Annotated in this window: 21 protein-coding genes; 9 read left to right on the top strand and 12 right to left on the bottom strand. The window is 68.6% G+C overall.

What is annotated here, in order from left to right; translation table 11 throughout:
* The first annotated feature begins 16 nt into the window (after positions 1 to 16).
* The gene (locus DA69_RS12740) at positions 17 to 880 is read left to right on the top strand and encodes a glutamate racemase (protein ID WP_025976343.1); all 864 of its coding nucleotides are present in this window, start codon (positions 17 to 19) and stop codon (positions 878 to 880) included.
* Between the two features lie 12 nt (positions 881 to 892).
* Here DA69_RS12740 and DA69_RS12735 read toward each other — a convergent pair whose 3' ends face one another.
* Complete coding sequence (locus tag DA69_RS12735) at positions 893 to 1,405, bottom strand: hypothetical protein (RefSeq protein WP_025976344.1); 513 nt, start codon at positions 1,403 to 1,405, stop codon at positions 893 to 895.
* 132 nt (positions 1,406 to 1,537) lie between these two features.
* On the opposite strand from DA69_RS12735, the gene coaBC reads away from it, so the two are divergent.
* Genes coaBC through DA69_RS12720 form a run of 3 tightly spaced genes read left to right on the top strand, consistent with a single transcriptional unit; the run spans position 1,538 to position 3,677 of the window.
* Positions 1,538 to 2,773 carry a bifunctional phosphopantothenoylcysteine decarboxylase/phosphopantothenate--cysteine ligase CoaBC gene (gene coaBC, locus DA69_RS12730; protein ID WP_025976345.1) on the top strand — a complete coding sequence of 412 codons (1,236 nt, stop codon included), beginning with the start codon at positions 1,538 to 1,540 and terminating at the stop codon, positions 2,771 to 2,773.
* Positions 2,774 to 2,777: 4 nt separating this feature from the next.
* Positions 2,778 to 3,227, top strand: coding sequence for a dUTP diphosphatase (gene dut / locus DA69_RS12725; protein ID WP_025976346.1), 450 nt, complete (start codon positions 2,778 to 2,780; stop codon positions 3,225 to 3,227).
* 48 nt (positions 3,228 to 3,275) lie between these two features.
* Positions 3,276 to 3,677, top strand: a complete 402-nt coding sequence (locus tag DA69_RS12720; protein WP_025976347.1) for a BLUF domain-containing protein — start codon at positions 3,276 to 3,278, stop codon at positions 3,675 to 3,677.
* 64 nt (positions 3,678 to 3,741) lie between these two features.
* Here DA69_RS12720 and dapB read toward each other — a convergent pair whose 3' ends face one another.
* The 3 genes from dapB to dnaK all read right to left on the bottom strand — a co-directional run bounded on the left by dapB (position 3,742) and on the right by dnaK (position 7,783).
* Positions 3,742 to 4,491: a 4-hydroxy-tetrahydrodipicolinate reductase gene (gene dapB / locus DA69_RS12715; RefSeq protein WP_025976348.1), complete on the bottom strand. Its 750-nt coding sequence runs from the start codon at positions 4,489 to 4,491 to the stop codon at positions 3,742 to 3,744.
* Positions 4,488 to 5,696 carry a molecular chaperone DnaJ gene (gene dnaJ / locus DA69_RS12710; RefSeq protein WP_025976349.1) on the bottom strand — a complete coding sequence of 403 codons (1,209 nt, stop codon included), beginning with the start codon at positions 5,694 to 5,696 and terminating at the stop codon, positions 4,488 to 4,490. The genes dapB and dnaJ overlap by 4 nt, the downstream gene beginning before the upstream one ends.
* Positions 5,697 to 5,875: 179 nt before the next feature.
* Entirely contained in the window at positions 5,876 to 7,783 is a 1,908-nt protein-coding gene (gene dnaK, locus DA69_RS12705; RefSeq protein WP_025976350.1) for a molecular chaperone DnaK, read from the bottom strand.
* A 285-nt stretch (positions 7,784 to 8,068) separates the two neighbouring features.
* Between dnaK and DA69_RS12700 the strand changes: the two genes are divergently transcribed.
* Positions 8,069 to 8,719 (top strand): alpha-ketoglutarate-dependent dioxygenase AlkB, encoded by a 651-nt coding sequence (locus tag DA69_RS12700; RefSeq protein WP_025976351.1) that lies wholly within the window; start codon positions 8,069 to 8,071, stop codon positions 8,717 to 8,719.
* Positions 8,720 to 8,792: 73 nt separating this feature from the next.
* Complete coding sequence (locus DA69_RS12695) at positions 8,793 to 9,698, top strand: dienelactone hydrolase family protein (RefSeq protein ID WP_025976352.1); 906 nt, start codon at positions 8,793 to 8,795, stop codon at positions 9,696 to 9,698.
* 174 nt (positions 9,699 to 9,872) lie between these two features.
* On the opposite strand, the gene grpE is transcribed toward DA69_RS12695, so the two are convergent.
* Together grpE and hrcA are read right to left on the bottom strand one after the other, a co-directional pair.
* Positions 9,873 to 10,487, bottom strand: a complete 615-nt coding sequence (gene grpE / locus DA69_RS12690) for a nucleotide exchange factor GrpE (RefSeq protein WP_025976353.1) — start codon at positions 10,485 to 10,487, stop codon at positions 9,873 to 9,875.
* Positions 10,484 to 11,578 (bottom strand): heat-inducible transcriptional repressor HrcA, encoded by a 1,095-nt coding sequence (gene hrcA, locus DA69_RS12685; RefSeq protein ID WP_025976354.1) that lies wholly within the window; start codon positions 11,576 to 11,578, stop codon positions 10,484 to 10,486. The genes grpE and hrcA overlap by 4 nt, the downstream gene beginning before the upstream one ends.
* Positions 11,579 to 11,693: 115 nt before the next feature.
* Here hrcA and rph point away from each other — a divergent pair, with 115 nt between their 5' ends.
* Positions 11,694 to 12,419 (top strand): ribonuclease PH, encoded by a 726-nt coding sequence (rph, locus tag DA69_RS12680; RefSeq protein ID WP_025976355.1) that lies wholly within the window; start codon positions 11,694 to 11,696, stop codon positions 12,417 to 12,419.
* Between the two features lie 68 nt (positions 12,420 to 12,487).
* Positions 12,488 to 12,856, top strand: coding sequence for a hypothetical protein (locus DA69_RS12675; RefSeq protein ID WP_025976356.1), 369 nt, complete (start codon positions 12,488 to 12,490; stop codon positions 12,854 to 12,856).
* A 267-nt stretch (positions 12,857 to 13,123) separates the two neighbouring features.
* Here DA69_RS12675 and pnp read toward each other — a convergent pair whose 3' ends face one another.
* The 6 genes from pnp to DA69_RS12645 form a co-directional block, all read right to left on the bottom strand.
* Positions 13,124 to 15,358 carry a polyribonucleotide nucleotidyltransferase gene (gene pnp / locus DA69_RS12670; RefSeq protein WP_025976357.1) on the bottom strand — a complete coding sequence of 745 codons (2,235 nt, stop codon included), beginning with the start codon at positions 15,356 to 15,358 and terminating at the stop codon, positions 13,124 to 13,126.
* Positions 15,359 to 15,617: 259 nt separating this feature from the next.
* A complete protein-coding gene (gene rpsO, locus DA69_RS12665; RefSeq protein ID WP_003166644.1) occupies positions 15,618 to 15,887 on the bottom strand; it encodes a 30S ribosomal protein S15 in 270 nt (89 codons plus the stop codon).
* Between the two features lie 89 nt (positions 15,888 to 15,976).
* Positions 15,977 to 16,909, bottom strand: coding sequence for a tRNA pseudouridine(55) synthase TruB (truB, locus tag DA69_RS12660; protein WP_025976358.1), 933 nt, complete (start codon positions 16,907 to 16,909; stop codon positions 15,977 to 15,979).
* Between the two features lie 3 nt (positions 16,910 to 16,912).
* Positions 16,913 to 17,365 carry a 30S ribosome-binding factor RbfA gene (rbfA, locus tag DA69_RS12655; RefSeq protein ID WP_025976359.1) on the bottom strand — a complete coding sequence of 151 codons (453 nt, stop codon included), beginning with the start codon at positions 17,363 to 17,365 and terminating at the stop codon, positions 16,913 to 16,915.
* 65 nt (positions 17,366 to 17,430) lie between these two features.
* Positions 17,431 to 18,135: a DUF2459 domain-containing protein gene (locus DA69_RS12650; RefSeq protein WP_025976360.1), complete on the bottom strand. Its 705-nt coding sequence runs from the start codon at positions 18,133 to 18,135 to the stop codon at positions 17,431 to 17,433.
* Positions 18,136 to 18,148: 13 nt separating this feature from the next.
* Positions 18,149 to 18,652, bottom strand: coding sequence for a hypothetical protein (locus tag DA69_RS12645; RefSeq protein ID WP_235599162.1), 504 nt, complete (start codon positions 18,650 to 18,652; stop codon positions 18,149 to 18,151).
* 215 nt (positions 18,653 to 18,867) lie between these two features.
* On the opposite strand from DA69_RS12645, the gene DA69_RS12640 reads away from it, so the two are divergent.
* Positions 18,868 to 19,611 (top strand): SAM-dependent methyltransferase, encoded by a 744-nt coding sequence (locus DA69_RS12640; protein WP_025976362.1) that lies wholly within the window; start codon positions 18,868 to 18,870, stop codon positions 19,609 to 19,611.
* Positions 19,612 to 19,678 lie beyond the last annotated feature (67 nt).

Genomic DNA, 19,678 nt, shown 5'->3' with positions numbered 1-19,678 from the left:
GTCTAAAGGCCGCTGCATGGCGATAGGCGTTTTCGACTCCGGCGTGGGGGGCCTGACGGTCCACCGCGAACTCACGACCCGCTTTCCGACGCGGGACTTCATCTATCTGGGCGATCAGGCGCACGCCCCCTATGGCGGGCGCGGCGGCGAGGACATCGTCGAACTGACCCGCGCCGGATGCGAGCGCCTGTTCGAGGCGGGCGCCTCGATCGTCGTGCTGGCCTGCAACACGGCCTCGGCCATTGCGCTGCGCCGTCTGCAGCAGACCTGGATTCCGGGGATGCGCGAAAAGCTGGGCCGTCCGGTCAACGTGCTGGGCATCATCGTGCCCACCATCGAGGCGGCCACCGGCCTGCCCTGGTCCTATGAGGCCGAACGCAACGGGCGGCTGGAAGGCGAGAAGAAGCAGGCCATCGACGTCACCGGCGTCTTCTGCACCGCCGCCACCGCCATGAGCCGCGTCTATGAGATCGAGATCGACAAGCGCCGCGACGACCTGGCGGTCTTCACCGAGGCCTGCCCCGGCCTGGCGGGCCTGATCGAACTGGGCGCCCCGCCCGAGGAGTTGAAGGTGGTCATCGACGACCACGTCGACGCCTTGCGCCGCCGGATCGGCCGCCATCCGGACAAGGCCGTCCTGGGCTGCACCCACTATGAGATCGTGGCCGACCTGTTCGCCCAGGCCCTGCCGCCCGGCGTCCAGATCATCAGCCAGCCCGCCGCCGTCGCCGACTCGCTGGAGCGCTATTTCGGGCGCCATCCGGAATATGAGTTGGGCTCCTCGGCCCGCCGCGACTTCCTGACCACCGGAACGCCCGGCCCGCAATCGGACCTGGTCGCCCAGTTCTGGGGCGCGCCCCTGACGTTCGAGGCGGCCTAAGACGCCCCGCCGCTATTCCGCCGATCGCGTCGCATTACGACGCTGGCCGAAGGTCGGCGCCCGCTCCTTCTGCTGCGCCCAGTAGGCCGGGCCGTCGTCCGGCTTGAACATGGTGCGCGGCACGCCGTTGCGGTCGACCACGGCGAAGGTGTTGGTCGCGGCCTGATAGAAGAGGGTGTCGCCGTTGGCGCGCTTCACCGTCTCGGTTCCCTTCGGCGTCGCCTCGGTGAAGCTCCGCACCTTCTGCAGGTAGTCGTCGGCCGAGCGGGCGCCGAAGTCGGCGCCGTTTCGCTCATACAGCCGCTGCACCTTGGCGTCGGCGGTCTCGCGCCGGTTGGCGGTGACGGCGGGTTTGGCCGCTTCCGGCGGCGCGGCGGCCGCCGCATCGTCCGGCCCGCTCGCCGAGATCAAGCCGACCGGCTCGGCGGCGCTACGATCGCGCGTCTCTACCGCCGAACCGCCGCTATCGCATCCCGCCAGAGCCAGAACCGCCGCAGCCAGAGCCGCAGACATCCGCATACGCATGGCGCCCCTCCCGATATTTCTGAAGAACGCAGTTAGGCATGATTTTCATCGCCCGGCAAAGCCCTGTCGCGCAAACGGGGGCGACGTCGCTTTGTCTCGACGCCGTCACGCCACGCCGCTAGACCTTGGTTCATGACCGCACCCTCGCTTTCCAGCGCCCTGGCCGGCCGCAAGGTCCTGCTGATCATCGGCGGCGGCATCGCCGCCTATAAGGCGCTGGAGCTGATCCGCCTGCTCAGCAAGGCGGGCGCGCAGACGATGGCCGTCCTGACCAAGGCCGGGGCCGAGTTCGTCACCCCCATGTCGCTGGCGGCCCTGACCGGCCATCCGGTCCGACAGGACCTGTTCATGCCGGACGACGAAACCGCCATGGGCCATATCGAACTGTCGCGCTGGGCCGATCTGGTGGTCGTGGCGCCCGCCACGGCCGGGCTGATCGCCAAGGCGGCCAACGGCATGGCCGACGACCTGGCCTCGACCACGCTTCTGGCCACCGACAAGAAGGTGTTGCTGGCTCCGGCGATGAACGTGCGCATGTGGCTGCACCCGGCGGTTCAGGCCAATGTCGCGCGGCTGAAGGGCTTCGACGGCTATCACGGCATGGCCGTGGTCGGACCCGACGACGGCGTCATGGCCTGCGGCGAGTTCGGGCCAGGCCGCATGGCCGAGCCCCCGGTCATCCTGGACGCCATCGCCCGTCTGCTGGCCGGACCGGATGGACGCCCGCTGACCGGCCGGACCGCCGTGGTGACGGCCGGGCCGACGTTCGAGCCGATCGACCCGGTGCGCGGCCTGACCAACCGCTCCAGCGGCAAGCAGGGCTATGCGGTCGCCGCCGCCCTGGCCGAACTGGGGGCGCAGGTGACGCTGATCTCCGGCCCGGTGGCGCTGGACGCGCCCGTGGGCGTGACCCGCGTCTGGGTCGAGGCCGCCACGGAAATGAAGGCCGCTGTCGACGCGGCGCTCCCGGCCGACATCGCCGTGATGAGCGCCGCCGTCGCCGACTGGCGCGTGGACGGGGTGGCCTCGGGCAAGATCAAGAAGGCGCCGGGCGGGCCGCCGTCGCTGGCCCTGATCGAAAACCCCGACATCCTGGCGGGCGTCTCCGCGCCCGGCCCTCGCCGCCCGAGACTGGTGGTCGGTTTCGCCGCCGAGACCAGCGACCTGGCAGCCAACGCGCGCGCCAAGCTCTCCCGCAAGGGGTGCGACTGGATCGTCGGCAATGACGTCTCGGACGAGGTGTTCGGCTCGGACGGAAACGCCGTGACCCTGTTCACCCGCAATGGCGACGAGCCCTGGCCGCGCCAGTCCAAGACCCAGGTCGCCAGGAAGCTGGCCCAGCGCATCGCCGATCACTTCAAGGCTTGAGACCATGACCGCCCTCCGTATCGAACGCCTGCCCCACGCCGAGGGCTTGGCCCTGCCCGCCTATGAGACCGCCGGTTCGGCCGGCATGGACCTTCGCGCCGCGCTCGCCGAGGGCGAGACCCTGGTGCTGGAGCCCGGCCAGCGCAAATTGGTGCCCACTGGTCTGAAGATCGCCCTGGAGCCCGGGTACGAAGCCCAGGTGCGCCCGCGCTCGGGCCTGGCGCTGAAGCACGGAATCTCGGCGCCGAATTCGCCCGGCACCATCGACAGCGATTATCGCGGCGAGGTCGGGGTCATCCTGATCAACCACGGCGAGCTGCCGTTCGAGATCAAGCGCGGCGACCGCATCGCCCAGATGGTGATCGCCCGCTACGAGCAGGCGCAGATCGTCGAGGTCGAAGCCCTGGACGAAACCGACCGGGGCGCGGGCGGATTCGGTTCAACCGGGCGTTGATGAAGACTCTACTTTCACATCCTTAGATACTGGTTTAGCGTGGCGGTCATGAACACGCTGGAACAGCTCGTCTACTTCAGCCGGTCACGGCTCGCTCGCGAAGACGAGGCTAAGGCGATCGCCGACATCGTCGATGTCGCGGCTTATTTGAACGCCCGCAACGGCATCAGCGGGGCCCTGACCCTGCAAGACGGCGTGTTCGTTCAGATCCTCGAAGGCTCGCCCAGCGCCCTGGATATCCTCATGCTGCATCTGCATTTCGATGAACGGCATGAAGATATCGAGGTGTTGGTCAGGGACACGATCGAGCGCCGCAGCTTCGCCGCGTGGGGAATGACGGCGCCGTCGCCTCGTCAGTCCGAGGCGCTCCGACACCTGATCGCAGCCCGTTCGCAGGACCTTTGCGCCTGGCGCGCCGCCATGACCGAACTGCTGTCCGAAGCGGCGTGAGGCCGCGATACGATCGCGGCAGAGGAACGAGCCGACGCGCGGCGAGCGATCGCGCTCTAGTCTGTCACGCCTGGCGGAAGCCCAGCACGTCCTGCATGTCGTAGAGGCCGGGGCGGCGGTTGCGCACCCAGGCGGCGGCGGCCACGGCGCCCTTGGCGAACAGGCTGCGGTCGATGGCCGAATGCGACAGGGTCAGCATCTCGTCTTCCGAGGCGAACATGACGGTGTGCTCGCCGATCACCCCGCCGGCGCGCAGGGAGGCGAAGCCGATCTTGCCCGGCTCGCGCGGGCCGGTGATGCCGTCATAGGGGGCGCTTTGCAGCTCGGCCAGCTCGCGGCCCCGGCCGTTGGCGGCCGCCTCGCCCAGCATCAGGGCCGTGCCTGAGGGCGCATCGACCTTGCGGCGGTGATGGGTCTCCAGCACCTCGATGTCCCAGTCGCGCGCGTCGAGCCGCAGGGCCGCGTGTTCGACCAGGCCGATCAATATGTTCACGCCCAGCGAGAAGTTGCCGCTCATGACGATGGCGATCTTCTCGGCGGCGGCCTCGATCTCGGCCTCCTGCTCGGGCGCCAGCCCGGTGGAACCGATCACCAGGGCCGGTCCGCCCGCCTCGGCGCACGCCTTGGCCAGAGCCACCGAGGCCTCGGGCGTCGAGAAGTCGATGATGACGTCGCACAGCTTCAGATCGACGGTCTCGCCGCGGTCGAAACGGGCGGCGACCACCACGTCCTCGCGGGCGTCCAGAACCTGAGACACGGCGCGGCCCATGCGGCCCCGGGCGCCGGAGATGCCGGCGTGGAAGATGTCGCTCACGCGGTCTCTTTCGGATTGTCGGCGTCGCCGCCCAGGATGTCGGCCCAGAAGCGCTTGGCCTTGCCGGCGAAGCTGGTGTTGCGCGGGGTCTGGCTCTCGCCCAGCGACGCGGCCAGTTCGGCCAGCAGCTCCTTCTGGCGCGCGTTCAGATCGGTCGGCGTCTCGACGAACAGCTCGACCACCAGGTCGCCGCGGCCGCGCCCATTCAGGTGCGGCATGCCCTTGCCCTTGATGCGGACGGTCTTGCCGGTCTGGGCGCCCGCGGGCACCTCGACCGGGGCCTTGCACTTGCCGTCGCAGGCGTCCGAGATCAGGCAGGGCGCGTCCACGACGCCGCCCAGGGCCGCCACCGTCATCGGCACCGGCACCGTGACCAGCAGGTCCAGGTTGTCGCGCTCGAACAGTTCGTGCGGCGTGACCGACAGGAAGACGTAAAGGTCCCCGCGCGGCCCGCCGCGCTGACCCGCCTCGCCCTCGCCCGACAGGCGGATGCGCGAACCGTCGTCGACGCCCGCCGGCACCTTGAGGCTGAGCTTGCGGGTCTTGCGGACCTGGCCGTGGCCCCGGCAGGTGGTGCAGGGGTCGGCGATCATCTCGCCCGAGCCGCCGCAGCGGGGGCAGGTGCGCTCGACCTGGAAGAAGCCGTTGGCCTGGCGCACGCGCCCGGCGCCGCCGCAGGTGTTGCAGATGGTCGGCTTGGTGCCCGCCTTGGCGCCCGAGCCGTCGCAGACCTCGCAGCTCATCAGGGTCGGGATGGCGATCTCGACCTCGGCGCCCTGATAGGCCTGCTCAAGCGTGATCTCCAGGTCGTAGCGCAGGTCCGAGCCGCGGCGCGGCCCGTGGTTCTGGCGTCCGCCGCCGCCCCGGCCGCCGAAGGCGTCCCCGAAGGCGTCGCCGAAGACCTGGGAGAAGATGTCGTTGATGTCGTGGAAGCCCGCGCCGCCCTGGCCGAACGGGTTGCCCCCGCCCGCGCCGCCGCCGTTCACCCCGGCATGGCCGAAACGATCATAGGCCGCGCGCTTCTGCTCGTCGGACAGGACGGTGTAGGCCTCGGAGATTTCCTTGAAACGGGCCACGGACTCTTCGGAGCCGCCGTTGCGGTCAGGGTGGTGCTCCATCGCCAGCTTGCGATAGGCGCTCTTGAGCGCGGCCGCATCGACCGTCCGCTCGACCCCCAGAATCTCGTAATAGTCACGTTGCGCCATCAGGCGTTCGTCCTCTTACTTTCCCGCGGCTTCAGGCCTCTCTTGATCGGAGGCGCTCCGTTTGCGGATGACCGGCAGCCTGCCTGATGACATGGGCGCCCGGTCCAATGATGCAAGTTTCATGAAACGGCCCCGCCTGCCGTCTGACAAGCGGGGCCGAACATTAGCCAGGCGCCGTCTTAGGCGTCCTTCTTCTCGTCCGCGTCCGAGACTTCCTCGAACTCGGCGTCGACCACGCCGTCGTCGGCCGGTTGGCCCTCGGCGCCGCCTTCAGCCCCGCCCTGCTGGGCGGCGTACATGGCCTCGCCCAGCTTCATCGAGGCCTGAGCCAGGGTGTTGGTCTTCTCGCGGATGGCCTCGGGGTCCGTGCCGTCCTTGGCCGACTTCAGATCGTCCAGGGCCGACTGGATGGTCGCCTTGGTCGCTTCGTCGATCTTGTCGCCGTGCTCGGCCAGGGCCTTCTCGGTCGAGTGGACCAGGCTGTCGGCGCCGTTCTGGGCCTCGACCAGCTCCTTGCGGGCCTTGTCGGCCGCGGCGTTGGCCTCGGCTTCCTTGACCATCTGCTCGATGTCCGCGTCCGACAGGCCGCCGTTGGCCTGAATGCGGATCGACTGCTCCTTGTTGGTCGCCTTGTCCTTGGCGGTGACGTGGACGATGCCGTTGGCGTCGATGTCGAAGGCGACCTCGATCTGCGGCATGCCGCGCGGCGCCGGCGGGATCCCCATCAGATCGAACTGACCCAGGATCTTGTTGTCGGCGGCCATCGGACGCTCGCCCTGGAAGACGCGGATCGTCACGGCCGACTGATTGTCGTCAGCGGTCGAGAAGGTCTGGGCCTTCTTGGTCGGGATGGTGGTGTTGCGCTCGATCAGCGGGGTGAACACGCCGCCCAGCGTCTCGATGCCCAGCGTCAGCGGGGTCACGTCCAGCAGCAGCACGTCCTTGACGTCGCCTTGCAGCACGCCCGCCTGAACGGCGGCGCCCAGGGCCACGACCTCGTCCGGGTTCACGCCCTTGTGCGGCTCCTTGCCGAAGAAGGCCTTCACGGCTTCCTGCACCTTGGGCATGCGGGTCATGCCGCCGACCAGCACCACCTCGTCAATGTCCGAAGCCTTCAGGCCGGCGTCGGCCAGGGCCTTCTTGCACGGCTCGATGGTGCGGGCGACCAGGTCGTCGACCAGGGCTTCCAGCTTGGCGCGCGACAGCTTGATGTTCAGGTGCAGCGGGCCCGACTGGTTCATGGTGATGAACGGCAGGTTGACCTCGTACTGGGTCGTCGAGGAAAGCTCCTTCTTGGCCTTTTCGGCCTCTTCCTTCAGGCGCTGCAGGGCCAGCTTGTCCGAGCGCAGGTCGACGCCCTGCTCCTTCTTGAACTCGTCGGCCAGGTAGTCGACCAGACGCATGTCGAAGTCTTCGCCGCCCAGGAAGGTGTCGCCGTTGGTCGACTTCACCTCGAACACGCCGTCGCCGATCTCCAGGATCGAGACGTCGAAGGTGCCGCCGCCCAGGTCATAGACGGCGATCTTCTGACCGTCGTTCTTCTCAAGACCATAGGCCAGGGCCGCCGCAGTCGGCTCGTTGATGATGCGCAGGACTTCCAGACCGGCGATCTTGCCGGCGTCCTTGGTCGCCTGACGCTGGGCGTCGTTGAAATAGGCCGGAACGGTGATGACGGCCTGGGTGACCTTCTCGCCCAGATAGGCCTCTGCGGCCTCCTTCATCTTGCCCAGGGTGAAGGCCGAAACCTGCTGGGGCGAATAGTCCTTGCCGTGGGCCTGGACCCAGGCGTCGCCGGTCGGGCCCTTGACGATCTCAAAGGGCACCATGCCCTTGTCCTTGGCCACCACCGGGTCATCGAAATTGCGGCCGATCAGGCGCTTGATGGCGAAGAAGGTGTTGGCGGGGTTGGTCACCGCCTGACGGCGCGCGGGCTGGCCGACGAGGATTTCGCCGCCGTCCTGAATGGCGACCACCGACGGGGTGGTGCGGGCGCCTTCGGCGTTTTCGATGACCTTGGGGTTCTTGCCGTCCATGACGGCGACGCACGAGTTGGTCGTGCCGAGGTCGATGCCGATGATCTTGGCCATGGGCTTGTCTTTTTCACTCCTTGCGGCGGGCGATGCGGCGGCCTTGGATCAAGCGCCGCGCGTGACCGCCCCCTGATGGGCTTTTGAAATCATGCCGCGCCGGACGCGAGGCCCGGTGCGGCGGTGGACGAGGTCGGCGGACAAACCCCTAACGAAAAGGGGGTTATCGCCGGATTGGCTCGGATATGGGAAAGTCCGCAGGGCCCGCAAGGCCTTCTGTGCGGTTCGGGGCAGATTCCGCGCCTTATGGCGGACAAGGACGCATCGCGCCGCTAAATTCGGCCGATGACCTCGCAAATCCCGCCCCCAGCGCTTCCCGAAACCCCGACCGCCCTCCCCGGCTTTCGGCTGTGGCCTGGCCTGCTAGACGCGGCGGCGCAAGGCGAGCTGCTGGCTCAGGTGCAGGCAGGGCTGGACGCCGCGCCCCTCTATCGGCCGACGACGCCCGGCGGGCGGCCCTTTTCGGTGCGGATGAGCAACTTCGGCGCTGTGGGCTGGGTGTCGGACCGCGCGGGCTATCGCTATCAGCCGACCCATCCCATGACGGGCGCGCCCTGGCCCGCCATTCCGGCCCCCTTGCTGAGCCTGTGGGACGCCCTGACCGGCTGGCCGAGCCCGCCCGACGCCTGCCTGGTCAACCTCTATCAGGGCGAGGCGAAGATGGGTCTGCATCAGGACAAGGACGAACGCGACCTGACGGCGCCGGTGCTGTCGGTCTCTCTGGGCGATACGGCGGTGTTCCGCATCGGCCCGGCCCCCGACGAAACCGGAAAGAGCGGCGCCACCAGCACGGTGCGCCTGGCCTCCGGCGACGTCTGCGCCCTGACCGGGCCTGCAAGGCTGGCGCGGCACGGGATCGACCGGCTTCTGGCGGGCTCTTCGCGACTGCTGCCCGACGGCGGGCGGATCAATCTGACGCTGCGGGTCGCGGGCTAGACGGAAAGACTCGACGGCGGAGGGAAAGCCGAGGCACTGTCGCCGCTTCCACAGCGCCGACCGGAGACCCGCGATGACCCTGATCACCCGGCCCGAGGGCCTGAGCCCCGACCAGATCGCCCCCAGCCGCCGCAGCCTGGGCGTGGCGACGGCCGGCGGGCTGTTCTTCGCCGCCTACGCCCCGGCCGCCCTCAGCCAGTCGGCCCAGCCGATCGCCACCGACGCGGCGGGGCTGGTCACGCAGGACGCAGCCTATCCGGCGCCCGACGGCTTCAGCCTGCCCGCCTATGTCGCGCGGCCCGGAGGCGCCGGCCCCTTCCCGGTCGTCATCGTCGTGTCCGAGATTTTCGGCGTGCACGAATACATCCGCGACGTCTGCCGCCGCCTAGCCAAGGCGGGCTACGCCGCCGTGGCGCCCGCCTTCTTCGTGCGCGTCCAGGACCCAGCCCCGCTCAGCGACATGCAGGCGATCCAGCGCATCGTCGCCGCCGCCGGCTACGACCAGGTGATGGGCGACATCAGCGCCACCCTGGACTGGATCGGCGCCCAGGCCTGGGCCAAGGCCGACAAGGTCGGGATCACCGGCTTTTGCTGGGGCGGCAAGGTGGTGTGGCAGGCGATGGCCCGCTTCCCGACGCTGGACGCCGGGGTCGCCTGGTACGGCCGCCTCGCGCCCGCCGCCAATGCCACCGACGACCAGAAGGCGGCGGGCCGCCCCTGGCCCATCGATCTGGCGGGCGAACTCAAGGCGCCGGTGCTGGGCCTTTACGGTGGACAAGACAGCGGCATTCCCAACGCCACGGTCAAGGCGATGAACGAGGCTCTGAAGGCCGCAGGGCGGACCGACAGCCAGATCATCCTCTATGACGACGCCCCGCACGGCTTCCACGCCGACTACCGCGCCTCCTATCGCGAGGCGGATGCGAAGGACGGCTGGCGTCGGTTGCTGGAACTGTTCGAGCAACAGCTGAAGCGATGACCTCTCTACCCGCTCACCCCGGCGGACGCCGGGGCCCAGTACTTTGGCCGCAAACGTGACGTGTGAAGGTCTGACTGGATCCCGGCGGACGCCGGGGCGAGCGGTGCCATAGGCAAACAGAAAACGGCCCGACGCGCTTGCGCCGGGCCGTCGTCGTTGCAGCAGGCGAAAGCCTCAGGCCTTGGCGTCGAAATTCCCGCCGGTCGTGTTCGGATCGGCATAGGCGCCGCCCGTCGCCGGGCCGGAGCCCTTGGCCGCGACCACCACCATCGCGGCGCGCACGGTGCGGCCGAACAAGGCGTAGCCCGGCTGCAGCGTCTGGATGACGGCGCCGCCCGGCACGGTGTCCGACGGCTGCTCCATCATCGCCTGATGCAGGTGCGGGTCGAAGGCGTCGCCCGGCGCCGGATCGACGCGGGTCAGGCCGTTGGCCTCAAAGGCCGACAGCAGGGATTTCTGCGTCAGCTCTAGCCCCGTCACCATGGCCGCCGTCGGGCCTTCGGCGTCCTTGGGCGCCGCCGCCAGACCGCGCTCCAGCGTATCGGCCACGCCCAGCAGATCCTTGGCGAAGCGCTGGATGGCGTAGGCGCGCGCGTCGTTCTGCTGCGTCTCGGCGCGGCGCTTGGTGTTCTCGGCATCGGCCACGGCGCGCAGGGCGCGGTCCTTCCACTGATCGCGCTCGGCGATCAGGGCGTCGACCACGGCGTTTTCATCGCCTTCAGGCGCAGCTTCGCCTTCGTGGATGTCCTGCTCGAGTTGGTCCCGGGTCTCGTCGTTGATGTCGTTCACGTCTCTTGTCCGTCCAGAATCCGGCCCAGCACCCGGGCGGTATAGTCCACCAACGGTATGACACGGGCGTAGTTCAACCGCGCGGGCCCGATGACGCCGATGGCGCCCAGCACCCGCTGCCGGCCCGACATATAGGGCGCCGCGATCACGGCGGAACCCGAAAGCGAAAAGAGTCGCGTTTCCGCGCCGATATAGATGCGCACGCCCTGGGCCGCGCCGACATCGTCCAGCAGGCCGATCAGCTGTTCCTTCTGCTCCAGATCGTCGAACAGGACGCGCACCCGCTCCAGATCCTCGGCCGCGCGGGCGTCCTGCAGAAGGTTGCCGCGCCCGCGCACGATCAGGTTGCGGTCGTGGCCCGCGCCGCCTGCGCCGCCGCTCCAGGCGGCCAGTCCATCCTCGACCAGACGGGCGGCGGCGGCGTCCAGATCGCGCCGCGCGGCCTCCATCTCGGCCTTCATCTCATGGCGCGCCTCGGCCAGCGGACGGCCCTTCAACCGGGCGCTGAGGAAGTTGGACGCCTCCTGCAGGGTCGAGGGGGTGACGCCCGGCGCCAGGTTCATCAGCCGGTTCTCGACCACCCCGTCGTCGGCGACCAGCACCGCCAACGCCTGTCCGCCGCCCAGAGCCACGAACTCGACGTGGCGCACCCCGGCTTCGCGCACGGGGCTGGCGACGATGCCCGCCCCGCCCGCGAGACCCGACAGCAGCGACGAGGCCGCATCCAGCGCCTCCTCGACATTGCGGCCGCCGCCCTTGGCGCCCAGCACCGCCAGCCGGGCGTCAATCTCGCGCCGCTCCTCCTGACCGATGTCGCCGACTTCCAACAGGCCGTCCACGAACAGCCGCAGGCCCGCATGGGTCGGCGCCCGCCCGGCCGATGCGTGCGGCGAGGCCAGCAGCCCGGCCTGCGTCAACGCCTGCATGGTGTTTCGGATCGAGGCGGGCGACAGCTCCAGCCCGGCGCGCGCCAGGGTGTGCGACCCCACCGGATCGCCCGTCTCCAGATAGGTCTCGACCACCCGGCGAAAGATGTCGCGCGCCCGCGCGTCCAGCGTCGCCAGACCCGGCGAGGGGTAAAGCAGGCTCATGTCGGCGCCCTCCGTCCCGCCGGAACGGACGGGGCAGGCGCCGCAAACAGGTCAGGGCGGGACAGGCTCATGGTTTCAGGATAAGCACGCGCCATCCCGCTTCCAAGGAATTCCCATGCGCCCGTCCGAACGCACCCCCGAACAACTCCGCACCGTCACGCTGGAAACCGGCGTCAACCGCTACGCCGAGGGCTCATGCCTCGTCTCCTTCGGCCATACCAAGGTGCTGGTGACGGCCTCGATCGAGGAGAAGGTGCCGGGCTGGATGCGCAACAGCGGCCAGGGCTGGGTCACGGCCGAGTACGGCATGCTGCCGCGCGCCACCCACACCCGCGGCCGCCGCGAAGCCGCCGCCGGCAAGCAGTCGGGCCGCACCCAGGAAATCCAGCGCCTGATCGGCCGCTCCTTGCGCGCCGTGGTCGACCTGAAGGCGCTGGGCGAGCGTCAGGTGCTGATCGACTGCGACGTGATCCAGGCCGACGGCGGCACCCGGACCGCCTCCATCACCGGCGCCTGGGTGGCCATGGCCTCGGCGCTCAACTATCTCAAGGACGAGGGCGTGCTGACGACCGACCCGATCCTGGATCAGGTGGCGGCCGTGTCCTGCGGCGTGTTCAAGGATCTGCCGGTGCTGGACCTCGACTATGAGGAGGACTCCACCGCCGAGGCCGACAGCAACTTCGTCCTGACCGGGGCGGGTCAGATCGTCGAGATCCAGGCCACCGGCGAGAAGCGCGGCTTCAGCCGGGCCGAGTTCGACCGCCTGTTCGAATTGGCGGAAATCGGCTGCGCCGAGCTGTTCGCCCTGCAGCGCGCCGCCGTCGAAGCCGCCCGCCGATAAGACTTTTCGCGGAGCCGGATCGGGGTCATCGTCGTTGCCAAGGCGAACCCCGATCCGAAAGTCCGCACATGCCCCGACTGTCTCTTCTGGCCTGCCTGTCCCTGAGCGGGCTTCTGATCGCCTGCCAGCCGCGCCCCGAACCGGCCACGTCGGCGCCGACGCCAGCGCCCTCCCCGGCCCGCGAACCCGAAGTCCGCCTGCCCGAAGGCCCGGACATGGCGCCCCAGCGCGTACCCATCGACGATCGCCCCTGCCGCGAGACCCTGGGCGAAGCGGCTTCGGCCCGGCTGGTCCAGCGCTGCGTCGCCGTCAGCCCCGCCACGCGCCCGCCCTGCAACGCCGCCAACCCCTGCGACCTGATCCAGGGCGAGATCGACCGCAGTTGCGCGACGTGGACCCGCGACGGCGAAACCGCGCCGAAAGAGTGCAAGAGCTGATCTTCTCCCTCCCCTTCATGGGGAGGGTGGTCGAAGCGAAGCGGAGACCGGGTGGGGAGGGCCAGGTGGTCCTGGCCTCGGCGGTTGATTTGCCAAGCCGCCCCGACCCGGCTTCGGCCTCGCGGCCTCAGCCACCCTCCCCATGAAGGGGAGAGAGAAGGCGCGCTCAAGCAGGGAGCCGTCGCGCGGCGAGCGATAGCGCCCAAAAAGAAAACCCCGGCGGAGCGATCCGCCGGGGCCTTCTTACTTCAGCAATGACGCCGAGGCTTAGTCGCGACGGCGACGGCCGCGGTCGCCGCCGTTGCGGTCGCCGTCACGCTTGGGACGCCCGCCGGTGTCTTCCGACAGCGGAGCTTCGCCGCGCTCAGCGCGCTCGGCGTTGATCTTGTCGGTGATGTCCTCGCCGGTTTCCTGATCGACGACCTTCATCGACAGCTTGGTCTTGCCGCGATCGTCGAAGCCCAGGAACTTGACCTTGACCTCCTGGCCTTCCGACAGGACGTCGGCCGGGTTGGCGACGCGCTCCAGAGCGATCTGGGACACGTGGACCAGGCCGTCCTTGGCGCCGAAGAAGTTCACGAAGGCGCCGAAGTCGACGACCTTCACGACCTTGCCGGTGTAGATCGTGCCGACTTCCGGCTCCGAGGCGATGGACTGGATCCAGGCCTTGGCGGCTTCGATCTTCTCCTGCTCGTTGGCGGCGATCTTGATGGTGCCGTCATCGCCGATGTCGACCTTGGCGCCGGTCTTCTCGACGATTTCGCGGATGACCTTGCCGCCCGAACCGATCACTTCGCGGATCTTATCGACCGCGATCTTGATGGATTCGATCTTGGGCGCGAACTCGCCCAGCTCGGCGCGCGGGGCCTCCATCGCCTTGGACATTTCCTCAAGGATGTGCAGACGGCCGGCCGAAGCCTGCGTCAGGGCCTGCTGCATGATCTCCTTGGTGATGCCGGCGACCTTGATATCCATCTGAAGGCTGGTGATGCCTTCCGAGGTGCCCGCGACCTTGAAGTCCATGTCGCCCAGGTGGTCTTCGTCACCCAGGATGTCCGACAGGATGGCGAACTCGCCCGACGGCTCCAGGATCAGACCCATGGCGATGCCCGAGACCGGACGGACCAGCGGCACGCCGGCGTCCATCAGGGCTAGCGACGAACCGCAGACCGTGGCCATCGAGGACGAGCCGTTGGACTCGGTGATCTCCGACACCAGGCGGATGGTGTAGGGGAAGTCTTCGCGCGACGGCAGCATCGGGCGGATGGCGCGCCAGGCCAGCTTGCCGTGACCGATTTCGCGACGGCCCGGCGAGCCCATGCGGCCCGCTTCACCGACCGAATAGGGCGGGAAGTTGTAGTGCAGCAGGAAGGACTCTTTGTAGGTGCCCGTCAGGCTGTCGATGTACTGCTCGTCCTCGCCGGTGCCGAGCGTGGCGACGACCAGAGCTTGCGTTTCGCCGCGCGTGAACAGCGACGAACCGTGGGTGCGCGGCAGGACGCCGACTTCCGAAACGATGGCGCGGACCTTGTCCAGGGCGCGGCCGTCGACGCGGTGGCTGTTCTCGATGATGTCGCGACGCAGGACGTCGGCTTCGCACTCCTTGAACGCGGCCGAGAACTTCGACGAGTCGACGCCGTCCGGATTCTCGTCGGTCTTCACCAGGGCCTCGGCGGCCTTCTTCTTGGCGGCGTCCACGCCCGAGCGGCGCTCGTACTTGCCCGGGTGGGCGTAGGCGGCCTTGATCTCTTCGCCGACCAGCGACTTGATCGAGGCGACCACGTCCGAGTGGTCTTCGGCCTGGAAGTCGAACGGCTCCTTGGCGGCGTGCTCGGCCAGGTCGATGATGGCGTCGATCACCGGCTGCATGCCCGCGTGCGCGAACATCAGGGCCTCGAGCATCTTCTCTTCCGACAGCTCCTTGGCTTCGGATTCGACCATCATGATGGCGTCTTGCGTGCCGGCGACGACCAGATCCAGGGCGCTCTCGCCCAGGGTGTCGATGGCCGGGTTCAGCACCAGCTCGCCGTCGATCATGCCGACGCGCGCGGCGCCGATCGGGCCCATGAAGGGCACGCCCGAGATGGTCAGGGCGGCCGAGGCGGCGACCATGCCCAGGATGTCGGGGTCGTTCTCAAGGTCGTGCTGCAGCACGGTGACGATGACCTGGGTCTCGTTCTTGAAGCCCTTGACGAACAGGGGGCGGATCGGGCGGTCGATCAGGCGGGAGACCAGGGTCTCCTTCTCGGTCGGACGGCCTTCACGCTTGAAGTAGCCGCCCGGGATCTTGCCGGCGGCGAACGTCTTCTCTTGGTAGTTGACGGTCAGCGGGAAGAAATCCAGGCCCGGCTTGGGCTGACGGCCGTAGACGACGGTGGCCAGGACCACGGTCTCGCCGTAGGTCGCCAGCACGGCGCCGTCGGCCTGACGGGCGATGCGGCCCGTCTCCAGGGTCAGCGGGCGGCCGGCCCACTCGATCGTCTTGCGTTTGATATCGAACATGTTTCGTCTTTCGTCTCCCGCGGGCGTATTCCCGTCGGGGGTGTGCGGAGCGTCAGGCCGTTCAGTCCTTAACGGTCCCCGTTGACCTGACCGCGACGTCGCGGCCGGGCGGGTGATTGAGGACCGGATTCAAGGCCCTCGCGTCGGTTGCGCCGGTCAGACCCGCGGCGCGCGGGAAGCTTGCTACTAATAGCGGAACGAGGCGCGGACGTGACCGCCCGCGCCTCGTGGAGATTATCCGATCCGCAACCGGGGCGCCTTAGCGACGCAGGCCCAGCTTGGCGATCAGCGCCTGATAGCGAGCGCTGTCGGTCTTGTTCAGGTGGTCCAGAAGGCGACGACGCTGCGAAACCTGCTTCAGCAGGCCACGACGCGAGTGGTTGTCCTTCTTGTGGGTCTTGAAGTGCTCGGTCAGGTTGGCGATGCGTTCCGTCAGGATCGCGACCTGCACTTCGGCCGAACCGGTGTCGCCCGTCGAGCGGGCGTTGTCGGCGATGACTTCAGCTTTACGTTGAGCCGTAATCGACATCGGAGGTCCTTTCTTGCCCTATCGCTCGCCTCGCGGAGGCTCGCTGTTTGAGGGCGTTGGAGTTCCTGTCGGCAAGCGGTCGGCCTGCTTCAAGGGAGGTTGAAAACACGGTCGGGTTCAAGCCGACCGGCCCTGAGATTGCCGAGCGCGACCAGGGTTCCGCCCTCGAAGACCGAAACCAGCCGCGAGCCGGCGGCGAGCCGGGCCTTGAGCGTTTCAATCTGTCGGGGGAGCAGAACGATCGGCCGTCCCTGCCTCAAAGAGAGGGCGTCCTGATCCGTCACGGCCAACTCCGGGATGTCGTCCAGAGCGGTCGAAACGGGCAGCAAGCCCTCAAAGGCGGCGCCCTTATGCGCCAACTCTTCCAGAAAATCCAGCGTTACGGCGTTGTCGACCGAGAACGGCCCCACCCGCTCGCGCCGCAGGTCCGAGACATGGCCCTCGGCCCCCAGCATGATCGCCAGGTCGCGCGCCAGCGAACGGACATAGACGCCCTTGCCCGTCCGCATCGTGATCTCGACGTGATCAACGTCGGGCGCGGCCGTCACCGCCGCCTCATGGATGGTCACGCGGCGCGGCTGCAGCTCGACCTCGACCCCCGCCCGCGCCAGATCATAGGCGCGCTCGCCATTGACCCTTACGGCCGAAAAGGCGGGCGGCGTCTGGTCGATCTCGCCGACGAAGGACGGCAGGGCCGCCGTCACCGCCTCCACCGAAGGCCGCACGTCGGAGCGGGCGATGATCTCGCCCTCGCGGTCGATGCTGTCGGTCGAAATGCCCCAGTGGATGGTGAAGCGATAGACCTTCTGCGCTTCCATCATGAAGGGCACGGTCTTGGTCGCCTCGCCCAGCGCGATGGGCAAAATGCCCGAGGCCAGCGGGTCCAGCGTCCCGGCATGGCCCGCCTTCTGGGCGTTGAACAGGCGACGGACCTTCGTCACCGCCTCGGTCGAGCCCATCTCATAGGGCTTGTCCAGACACACCCAGCCGTTGACGAGATCGCCCTTCTTGCGCCGCGCCATGAGTCAGTCTTCGCCCTGGTTGTCAGCCTGTTCGATGTCGGCGCGCACGCGCGGATCGTTGAACAGGCGGTCCATGTGGCTGGCGGCGTCGAAGCTCTCGTCGTGGCGGAATTTCAGGTCGGGCGTGAACTTCATGTCGATGCGGCGGCCCAGCTGGCCGCGCAGGAATTTGGCGTGTTCGTTCAGCGCCTTGATGATGGCGCTCTCTTGCCCGGCCGTCTCGGCCGCCTCGACCCCGGCGCCCAGCGGCTCGACGAAACAGGTGGCGTGGCGCAGGTCCGGGCTCATCCGCACCTCGGTCACCGTGACGGAGACGCCCAGCAAGGCCTCGTCGTGAATCTCATGCTCGCGCATGACGTCGACCAGGGCGTGGCGGATCAGCTCGCCGGCGCGCAGCTGACGCTGCGACGGGCCCAGCGGGCCGCTGGCGTTGCGGGTGTGTTGCTTGCGGGCCATCGGGGCTCCTCCTGCTCGCGCCGCCGGGGATCGGACGCCGGCTCTGAAACGCGAAGGGGCGGGGTCTAGTCGTCTGCGCCGCGCAAGTCCAGTTCCGCCGCGCGCTGTTCGGCGGTTCGCGCCGCCCGCATCACCGCGCCAGAGGTCAGGCTGCGCACCATCGGCATGGGCAGGCCGCCCGCGTTCAGCACCTCGGCCGTCCAGTGGTTGCACAGATGGCCGACCCAAAAGGTCTCCTGGCTGGCGTAGAACACGGCGTCGTCGTCCGGCCTCCTCGCGGCGATGACCGCTCGTCCTTCCGCATCCCGCTGGAGCGAGGACGCCACGCGCGCGCGCAAGGCGGTAAAGCCGTCGGACGACAGGCTCAGGGTCGTCCGTATCTCGTCGGACAGAAGGGCGGGATCGACCGGATCCGGGTCCAGCATGACCACGGACGGATTGCCGCCCGGTTTGAAAAGGGCCCGCCCTCCGTCGGGCAGCCGCCGGCTGATCGGCCCCTGTTCGACATAGAAGACGGCGTCGCCCCAACCGATCCGCACCCAGTCGCCGGGCTGCAGGGCTAGCACCGCTCGCGCCAGCGCATCGTCTCCGCCCGCCAGCGCCGCGCGCGGCGCGACCAGATCGGTGTGAAATCCGTTGTCGAGCAGATGGACGACGATCGCCGCCTGTGCGTCCTGGGGCGGAAACAGCGCCGGATCGCCCGGCCGCTGCGCCGTCCACAGACCAGCCAGCAGACCCAGAAGAACAGCGAGGCTCCAGCGGATCAGCACGCCCGCCTCGCCTTTAGTTGTTGCCGAAGGCCGCCGGAACATCGCGCGCAGGCGAAGAGCCCTGCATCGTCGCCCACTCGCCGCGATAGCTGTAATTCAGGCTGACGCAGTGGCGGAACTGGCCGTCAGCCCAGCGGCCGACCGTCTCGATCGTCAGCGGATGGCCGGCGCGCACCCGGCCCACGACGATGAAGGCCTCATCGGCGCCCGGACACAGGGCGCGCGACAGGGCGCGGCCGTCGCCGTCGGCCAGGATGCTGTAGACGCCGCCGTCGGCTGCGCCCTGGGGCAGGACGCGCCGGACCTGGTCCGGTCCGCCGCGCTCGAACCGGGCCGAGCCGCGCGAGGTCGAGGAGAACAGGTTCTTCACCAAGGTGGCGCCGAACCAGCCGCGCTCCACCTCCAGCGTCACGCCGCGCGTCAGGGCCTGGGTCGGGCGGTCGCTGGCGTCAAACGACAGGAAGCGCGTGTCGGCCACGGCCGGGGACGCGGCCGCGCCAGCCAGCGTGGCGATCAACAGAAGAGACGGTCCAGCACGTGACATTTGCGGTCCATTGTTCGGCGCCCCCCGACGCGATGGCCGAACCCTAAGGCCAACGCAAGGCCAGATGAAGCCTTCAATACGCGGCCGCTGGCGAGGCGGGCGTCGGTCCGGCATGATGCGCGCGCGAGCATACGGATCCCTGCCGAGGCATCCTTTCGCCCGTTCCTCCTCTTCATGATCCGAGCGCCGTGTTCAAAGACCCCTTCGACATCGACAACTACGCCCAGGACCCGGACCATTATCTGGCCGTGCCCTTCGTACCGACGGAGGAAGACACCGTCGCCGCCATGCTGGCCATGGCGGGCGTAGGGCCGAAGGATCGCCTCTATGACCTCGGCTGCGGCGACGGCCGGATCGTCATCGCCGCCGCCCGCGACCGCGACGCCCACGGCATCGGCTTCGACATCGACCCCATGCGCATCGCCGACGCCATGGAGTACGCCGGCTGGGCCGGGGTCGAGCATATGGTCGACTTCATCGAGGAAGACCTGTTCAGCGTCGATGTCCGCGAGGCCACCGTGGTCAGCCTGTATCTGCTGCAGTCGATCAATGTGGAGCTGCGCCCGCGTCTCCTTAGCCAGCTGAAGCCCGGCGCCCGCATCGTCTCGCACGCCTTCGACATGGGCGACTGGCCAGCGGATGAGCGGATCAAGGTCGCCGACGGCTACATCTACAAATGGACCGTTCCGGCCCCGGTCGCCGGACGATGGGACTGGACGCGCGAGGACGGGACGGCCTGCCGACTGGAGCTGGAGCAGACGTATCAACAGGTCACGGGGCGCGCCTGGCTGGGCGAGACGGAGGTCTCGATGAGCGCCGAACTGACCGGCGAACGGCTAGAGATCGAGCTGCAGGCCGACGACGCGGCGCCGGTCCAGCGCTTCATCCTGACCTTCTCGGATGGCGCGCTGAAGTCTGTCGTCGAGGACTAACTGCCAACGCAAGCCAAAGACAAAGGGCGCGGCTTCTTTCGAAACCGCGCCCTTCATGTTTCAGGCC

Origin of the sequence: Brevundimonas naejangsanensis (assembly GCF_000635915.2) — a bacterium.
GTDB classification, from domain to species: domain Bacteria; phylum Pseudomonadota; class Alphaproteobacteria; order Caulobacterales; family Caulobacteraceae; genus Brevundimonas; species Brevundimonas sanguinis.
The sequence above is the reverse complement of the archived record's forward strand: the minus strand, read 5'-3'. Positions and strand labels throughout refer to the sequence as shown.